The sequence below is a fragment of the Sphingomonas bacterium genome, from assembly GCF_903644135.1.
In the GTDB taxonomy this organism is placed as follows: Bacteria; Pseudomonadota; Alphaproteobacteria; order Sphingomonadales; family Sphingomonadaceae; genus Sphingomonas.
This window is the reverse complement of the sequence record NZ_CAHJXA010000136.1, coordinates 1-7,160: the sequence shown is the minus strand read 5'-3', so window position 1 is coordinate 7,160 and position 7,160 is coordinate 1. Positions and strand designations below refer to the sequence as shown.

Sequence of the window (7,160 nt, the reverse complement as noted above, 5' to 3'; positions counted from 1 at the left end):
ATGCGGATGCCGCCGCTGGCCGTCGGACTCGGCATCTACCTGCCGATGGGCGCGACGCTGCCGGTGGTGATCGGCGCGGTGATCGGCCGGTTGTACGACAGTCGCAACCGCAGCGAGGCGGCGCAGCGCACCGGCGTGCTGCTCGCGTCGGGGTTCATCGTCGGCGATGGGCTGATGGGAGTGCTGCTGGCCGGGCTGATCGTTGCGACCGGCAACGGCGCGCCGCTGGCGCTGGTTGGGGACGGGTTCGCGACGCCGGCGATCGCGATCGGCCTGGTGGTGTTCGCGGGCCTGCTGGCGGGATTGTACCGCTGGACGGGGCGGCAGGCTGCGGCGCTGAATTAGTCGAGCGACTGCAGCGCCGGGTCGTTGCGCGCGGCCGAAGCCGCCTCGCGCTGGGTGCGCATCACCTGGGTTCGCTCGGCGCGGACCGCCATCGTCTCCCACGCGGACGCCGCACGGTCGCAGCGCTCACGCACATTGTCAAGCGTCGCCGCCTCGGACAGGCTGCGCTGCTCCTCGGCACGGGCGCGGTAGAATTCGGGCGTATCGGCCAAATGCGTTCCCTTTCAAGCACGGGAGTGGCGGCGGCCGCGTGAACGGCCGCCGCATCGCGAGTTAGTCGGCCGGCTGCAGGTTGACCGCGCTGGTCTTGCCGCGACGGTCCTCTTCCAGCTCGTACGACACCTTCTGGTTCTGGTTGAGCGTCACCATGCCGGCGCGCTCGACGGCGCTGATGTGCACAAAGGCATCGTTGCCGCCGCCATCGGGCGCGATGAAGCCATAGCCCTTGTCGGCGTTAAAGAACTTGACGGTTCCGGTAGTCATGTCGGGATCCTTCCCTTGCAAGACGGCAGCCCGAAGGCCGGACGGCCGTGCCGTGGCAGCAGGGAAGGAAGGGTCGAGCCGCAAAGCCGAGAACCGTCGATATGCGACTGTAGCCTTGACCTTATGCGCTCGAAACCGAGTCGTTACAAGGTGGTAACGCTCTTGCCGATGCAGCTGTGCTGCATCGGGGCGGTGCCGGCTGCGTCAGCGGATCAAATCACGCCATCGCCGCGAGCATCTCGCTGATCGGTACGAAGGCGAACCCGATCGAGCTGTCTGCGATGCCGTAGGGCAGGAACAGCGTGTCGCCATGCTTGATCGCGCCGCACGAATAAACGACGTTGGGCACATAGCCTTCGCGGTCCTGGTCCTTCGCCGCCAGGATCGGCAGCGGCGAGCGCGCCAGCACCTTGGACGGGTCGTCCTTGTCGAGCAGCGCCGCGCCGATCGAGTATTTGCGCATCGCGCCGACGCCATGGGTCAGCAGCAGCCAGCCCTCGTCCAGCTCGATCGGCGGCCCGCAATTGCCGATCTGGACCAGCTCCCACGGGTAATGCGGCGCGAGGATCTTCACGCCGTCGTCCCAATGGGTCAGCTTGTCGGAGCGCAGCAGGAACAGGTTCTCGCCATCAGAGCGGCCGATCATCATATATTCGTCGCCGACCTTTCGCGGGAACAGCGCCATGCCCTTGTTACGCGCCGCCGCCCCGGTCATCGGCACCAGATCAAACGCGCGGAAGTCGCGGGTGCGCATCAGCTCCGACTGGATCACCGAGCCGTTATAGGCGGTGTACGTGCCGATCCACTCGTCGCTGCCGTCCTGATGAGCGAAGTGGGTGATGCGCAGGTCTTCGAGGCCGTTCGACTGCGCCTTGGTGATCGGGAAGATCACCGTGCCCGACAGCGTGCTGTCGCGATGGCGGTGCACCGTCACCTCGCCCTCCGGCATCGCGTCGCCGCGATCGGTCAGGTCGGTGGCGGTCGCAAACGGCGGCTCGGGCGCCAGCTTCATGTGGCCGCCGTCGGTGATGATCCCCTCGCGGAACGCCACCGAGGAGATATGCCCCTCGCCGACCGCGCGCATCGACATGATGACGCGCATCGATCCCTCAGGCATCCCGCTCTGGTCGAAATGCGGCACCGCGCTGGGGTTCATCAGCGCTGCGGCGGCGTAGCTGTACTCATGGCAGAAATAGGCCCCGATCAGCTGGCGCTTCTCATCGCTGATCTCAGCACCGTTGAGGTCGAGCTGGTCCTCGACCTCGTCATAGCGGGTCATGAACACGCGGCGGGTCTGCCAGTGGCGCGCCTCGAAGTCCTTGAGCACCTCTTCGAGCTGCTCACGCGCCTCGCCCGCACCCATTTCGAGCACCTCGGCCACCAGCCGCTGGGTGCGGCTGGGCACGTTGCCCTGCGCGTCCATCGGAATATGGAACGGACGCACAACGACCCGCGACGGGTCCGCGTGCAGCCGCAGGCGGTGGTTGATCAATTCCATCGCGCTTCAGCCCGTCCCGCGTCTCGATACTGGCTGTCGCGAAGCTCAGGCGACGGCCCGGGTCGCTCCTGCCACGCTTTGCGCCGCCTTTGAAAGCCCAGAAATGGCGCAGCTGGCCAACTGCAGCGCCAAAATCGACTCGGCACCCTGGTTGCGGTTCAGTCCGGTCGGCATCAGCCCGTCGAAACAGCCGCCATCGGCGGCGGTCACCAGCGGCAGGTCGAGGTCGTTGGCCCCCAGGAACCAGCCATAGGCCCGCTCCGCCTCATCGAACCAGCGCTGGTCGCCGGACGCGGCGAACGCTTCCGCGCAGGCCTCGACGGTGGCGTGCGCTTCCAATGGCTGCTGGTCGAACTGCAGCGGCTCGGCATAGGGGCGGTGGAAGCTCTCATGCCCGACCGCGCGGAAGCGTCCCTCGGGCGAGGTCTGCTTGGACACGATCCAGCTCAACGTCTGCAGCCCGCAGCGGACATAATCGTCGCGGCCCAGTGCACGGCCGGCGGCGATCAGCGCCTGCGGCACGCGGGCATTGTCATAGGCGAGCACGATCTCGAACCACTGCCACTCCGGGCGGCGCGCGCTGTCGAGCAGCGCGAGGTGCTGGTCGGGGAATTGCTCCAGGATTTGGCGGGAGAGCTGGTGGTCGGGCCGCACCTCCAGCATCGCCGCCGCGCCCAGCATCGCGAACGCCTGCGCGCGTAGCGATCCCAGCTCCAGCGCCAAGCTGGCGGTGGTGTCGAACATCATCGCCGCCCAGTCGCGATGCTTGCGCTCGACCGCGTCGCGCGCGGTCACGCCCAGCGCCCAGAGCGTGCGGCCGTTGGAGTCCTCCGACCCCTCCTCCTCGCACCAGCTGCGGTCGAAGCGCATGAAGTTGCGGAAGCGGCGGATGTCCGGGTTCCAGGCATATTGCAGGAACGAGGCGTAGACGGTCATCCACTTGTCGCGAGTGACCGGGTCCAGCTCCATCGCGCTGGTCAGGATCAGCGCGCGGGCATTGTCGTCGATGCAATAACCGTGACGGCGGTCGGGCACCGAGTAGATCGCGTGCTGGTACATGCCGGTCGAATCGCTCATCCGCTCGACCGCCGAGAAGTCAGCCGGCAGCGGCCGGACCAAAGGGATGCTCTTGACGATCCTCCGCGGTCGAGCGGCGACGATCGCGCCGATCTCGTGCAGCATTGCCTCGGCGAGCCGCGGCCAGATCATCGTGCGACCACGGGCATAGGCGCGGCTGACCAGCCGCTCGCGGTCGCGGTCGTTCGACAACAGCCGGTCGATCTCGCGCGCAAAGGCGGCAACGTCGCCAAAATCGACCAGGACGCCATGGCCATCGGCCAGGATCTCGGTCGCATGGACGTACGGCGTCGAGATCACCGCCTTGCCGACGCCGATCGCATAGCTGAGCGTGCCCGACGTGATCTGCGCCGGGTTGGTATAGGGCGTCGCATAGATGTCCGCCGCCTGGAGATAGTCGATCAGCTGGTCGTGAACGAAGAACTCGTCGATGAACATCACATGGTCGGCGACGCCCAGATCGGCGGCCAAGGCCTTGAGCCGGTCGCGATAGGCTTCGCCCTCGTGCGCCACCAGGTTGGGATGGGTCGACCCGAGGATCGTGTACAACAGCGTCGGGTGCCGCTCGACCAGCGCCGGCAGCGCCTCGATCATCGTCTCGATGCCCTTGTTGGGGGCGAGCAGGCCGAAGGTCAGCACCACCTCGCGCCCCGCCCAGCCGAACTTGGGCTTGAGCGTATCGGGCTCGACCAGCGCGCGATCGGGCACGCCATGCGGGATCATCACGATCTGCCGCGGGCTGGCACCATAGACGCGGCGCAGGATGTCGCGGCCGCGCTCGGCCATCACCACCACGCGAGCGGCACGGCGCAGCAACGCCTCCATCACCCGGCGCTCATCGGCGTTGGGCTTTTCCAGGATGGTGTGCAGCGTCACGATGACCGGCAGCGTCGTCCGGTCGAGCAGGGTGAGCAGATGCTCGCCCGCCGCGCCGCCATAGATGCCGTATTCGTGCTGCACCCAGATCGCCTGCGCGCCGCTCGCCTCGATCTGGCGGGCGGCATCGACATAGGCGGGCAGCACGTCCTGCGCGATCGAGCCGGTGACGGCCGGCGGATAGCTGTAGCGGCCGGGATGGTCGTCCATCGCATAGACGTCGACGCGGATGTCGGGAAACCGCTCGCGCATGGCGGTGTGAACGTCGGTGGTGAAGGTCGCGAGGCCGCACATCCGCGGCAGGTAGTTGCCGATCAGGGCGAGGTGCTTGATGCTGTCTTCTTCGAACCGGACCGTCATGATGACCCTTCGCTGGAGCGAAAAACCTAGCTCGCGCAAAGTTCCGCCGGTTCCTCAACCAAGAACCTCCCGAATAGTTGCACTTTTGCTGCATCGCAGCAACAGATTCGTTCACCTGGGGTTCAGCGGCTCAGCCTCTGCCGCGATACGGCGCGACGCCTTGATCGGGCAGCCAGACATCGGCGAGCGGCGCGCCGGTCTGCCAGAACACGTCAATCGGCATCCCGCCGCGCGGATACCAATAGCCGCCGATCCTGAGCCAGAGCGGCCGCATCTCGTCCGCCAGCCGCTGGCCGATGCCGACCGTGCAATCCTCGTGAAAGGCGCAATGGTTGCGGAACGCGGCGAGGAACAGCTTGAGCGACTTGGATTCGACGATGGTGGCGTCGGGAACATAGTCGATCACCAGATGCGCGAAGTCGGGCTGCGCGGTCACCGGGCACAACGAGGTGAACTCCGGCTGGGTGAACCGCACAAGATAACGCGTATCGGGACGCGGATTGGGAACGTAATCGAGCACCGCCGCTTCGGGAGAGGCGGGTGGCGTGCTGGCCTGGCCAAGGAACTTCGGAGTCATGGGATGCGATGTAGGGCGGCGGGGCTGAGATGAAAACGCTGGTGCCGGTGCTGGGCGATCAACTCTCCTTCGATCTGTCGTCGCTGAACGGCCAGGAGCCGGCCGATACGGTGATCCTGATGATGGAGGTCACCGACGAGACGGGCTATGTCCGCCATCACAAGCAGAAGATCGCCTATATCTTCGCCGCCATGCGCCATCATGCGACTGCGCTGCGCGAGGCGGGGTGGGCGGTCGACTATGTCGCGCTCGACGACCCGGACAATGCCGGCAGCTTCACCGGCGAGGTCGCCCGCGCGATCGCCCGCCACACGCCCGATCGCATCGCCGTCACCGAGGCGGGCGAGTGGCGGGTCGCGGCGATGCTCGACAGCTGGCAGACGCTGTTCGGTCTGCCGGTCGATATCCGCACCGATACCCGCTTCGTCGCCAGCCACCGCGACTTCGACGACTGGGCGAAGGACCGGAGCGAGCTGACCATGGAATGGTTCTATCGCGCGATGCGGCGGCGCACCGGCGTGCTGATGGACCGCGACAAGCCCGCCGGCGACCGCTGGAACTTCGACAAGGACAATCGCAAGCCGGCCAAGACCGACCTGCTGATGCCGCGCCCCCATGTGTTTGCGCCGGACGCGACGACGCGCGAGGTGCTGGCGCTGGTGGCGAAGCGGTTCGCCGATCATCCCGGCAGCCTCGACGGCTTCGACTGGGCGGTGACCGCCGCCGATGCCGAGCGGCAGGCCGACGCGTTCTTCCGCCACGCGCTTGCGGATTTCGGCCCCTATGAGGATGCGATGCTGACCGGCGAGCGGCACCTGTGGCACTCGATCCTGTCGCCCTACCTCAACTCCGGCCTGCTCGACCCGCTCGCGCTGTGCCGCCGCGCCGAGGCGGAGTACCGCGCCGGCCGCGTCCCGCTGCAATCGGCGGAGGGGTATATCCGCCAGATCCTCGGCTGGCGCGAATATATGCGCGGCATCTACTGGCGGGAGGGGCCCACCTATGTGGAGCGCAACTTCCTCGACCACACCCGCCAGCTGCCCGGCTGGTATTGGACCGGCGAGACCGACATGCACTGCCTGGCGGAAGCGATCGGCCAGACGCTCGGCACCGCCCATGCCCATCATATCCAGCGGCTGATGGTGACGGGCAACTTCGCGCTGCTGATCGGGGCCGACCCGGCCGAGGTGCACCGCTGGTATCTGGAGGTCTATGTCGACGCCTACGAATGGGTCGAGCTGCCCAACACGCTGGGGATGAGCCAGTTCGGCGATGGCGGGCTGGTCGGGTCGAAGCCGTACATCTCGTCGGGCGCATACATCAACCGGATGTCGGATTATTGCCGGCATTGCCGCTACGACGTGACCAAGCGGATCGGCGACGACGCCTGCCCGTTCAACGCGCTCTATTGGGATTTTCTTGCGCGGCACGAGGACAAGCTGGGCGACAATCCGCGGCTGCGGATGCCCTATCGCAACTGGACCAAGCAGAGCGCGCAGGATCAGGTGGCGACACGGGCGCAGGCGGAAGGGTTCCTGGCGAGGCTGGACGCCGGGGGTGCGCCCTATTAGCGCCGCCCACATGGACTCGCTCGTCACCACCGACTGGCTCGCGCAGGAGATCGGCGCGCGCGACCTGCGCATCGCCGACGCGAGCCTGCTGGCCGGCGAGCTGGGCCGCAATGCTCGCGCCGAGTTCGAGGCGGGACACATTCCCGGCGCGGTGTTCCTCGACCTGGCCGAGCTGCGCGACACCGACGTGGCGCTGCCCAACATGATGCCGCCGCGCGAGAAGCTGGCGAGCCGGCTGGCGCGGCTGGGGCTGGGCGACGGCACCCGCATCGTCCTCTACGACGCATCGCCCTGGCACAGCGCCGCGCGGGCGTGGTGGCTGCTGGCGGGGCACGGCTTCACCGCCGCGATCCTCGACGGCGGCATCGCCGCC

General features: G+C 67.2%; 8 protein-coding genes. 3 read left to right on the top strand and 5 right to left on the bottom strand.

Features of this window, described 5'->3' with window-relative positions; genetic code table 11:
• On the top strand, window positions 1-345 hold a 345-nt coding region (locus tag HUU96_RS08635), incomplete at its 5' end, for an OPT/YSL family transporter (protein ID WP_174292426.1).
• Here HUU96_RS08635 and HUU96_RS08630 read toward each other — a convergent pair.
• From HUU96_RS08630 to queF, 5 genes are all read right to left on the bottom strand, one after another.
• Window positions 342-557, bottom strand: a complete 216-nt coding sequence (locus HUU96_RS08630) for a hypothetical protein (RefSeq protein ID WP_174292425.1) — start codon at window positions 555-557, stop codon at window positions 342-344. The two genes, HUU96_RS08635 and HUU96_RS08630, sit on opposite strands and share 4 nt — an antisense overlap.
• Window positions 558-618: 61 nt before the next feature.
• The gene (locus HUU96_RS08625; RefSeq protein WP_174292424.1) at window positions 619-828 is read right to left on the bottom strand and encodes a cold-shock protein; all 210 of its coding nucleotides are present in this window, start codon (window positions 826-828) and stop codon (window positions 619-621) included.
• 217 nt (window positions 829-1,045) lie between these two features.
• Window positions 1,046-2,326 (bottom strand): glycoside hydrolase family 130 protein, encoded by a 1,281-nt coding sequence (locus HUU96_RS08620; protein WP_174292423.1) that lies wholly within the window; start codon window positions 2,324-2,326, stop codon window positions 1,046-1,048.
• A gap of 45 nt (window positions 2,327-2,371) precedes the next feature.
• Window positions 2,372-4,639, bottom strand: coding sequence for a glycosyltransferase family 4 protein (locus HUU96_RS08615; protein WP_174292422.1), 2,268 nt, complete (start codon window positions 4,637-4,639; stop codon window positions 2,372-2,374).
• 130 nt (window positions 4,640-4,769) lie between these two features.
• Window positions 4,770-5,216 carry a preQ(1) synthase gene (queF, locus tag HUU96_RS08610; RefSeq protein WP_174292421.1) on the bottom strand — a complete coding sequence of 149 codons (447 nt, stop codon included), beginning with the start codon at window positions 5,214-5,216 and terminating at the stop codon, window positions 4,770-4,772.
• Window positions 5,217-5,245: 29 nt separating this feature from the next.
• Here queF and HUU96_RS08605 point away from each other — a divergent pair, with 29 nt between their 5' ends.
• Window positions 5,246-6,787 (top strand): cryptochrome/photolyase family protein, encoded by a 1,542-nt coding sequence (locus HUU96_RS08605; RefSeq protein WP_174292420.1) that lies wholly within the window; start codon window positions 5,246-5,248, stop codon window positions 6,785-6,787.
• A 10-nt stretch (window positions 6,788-6,797) separates the two neighbouring features.
• On the top strand, window positions 6,798-7,160 hold a 363-nt coding region (locus HUU96_RS08600; RefSeq protein WP_254605142.1), incomplete at its 3' end, for a rhodanese-like domain-containing protein.

Coding starts and splice junctions, on each gene's coding strand:
- HUU96_RS08615 (WP_174292422.1), bottom strand. CDS start 4,639: ATGACGGTCCGGTTCGAAGAAGACAGCATCAAGCACCTCGCCCTGATC.
- queF (WP_174292421.1), bottom strand. CDS start 5,216: ATGACTCCGAAGTTCCTTGGCCAGGCCAGCACGCCACCCGCCTCTCCC.
- HUU96_RS08605 (WP_174292420.1), top strand. CDS start 5,246: ATGAAAACGCTGGTGCCGGTGCTGGGCGATCAACTCTCCTTCGATCTG.
- HUU96_RS08625 (WP_174292424.1), bottom strand. CDS start 828: ATGACTACCGGAACCGTCAAGTTCTTTAACGCCGACAAGGGCTATGGC.
- HUU96_RS08620 (WP_174292423.1), bottom strand. CDS start 2,326: ATGGAATTGATCAACCACCGCCTGCGGCTGCACGCGGACCCGTCGCGG.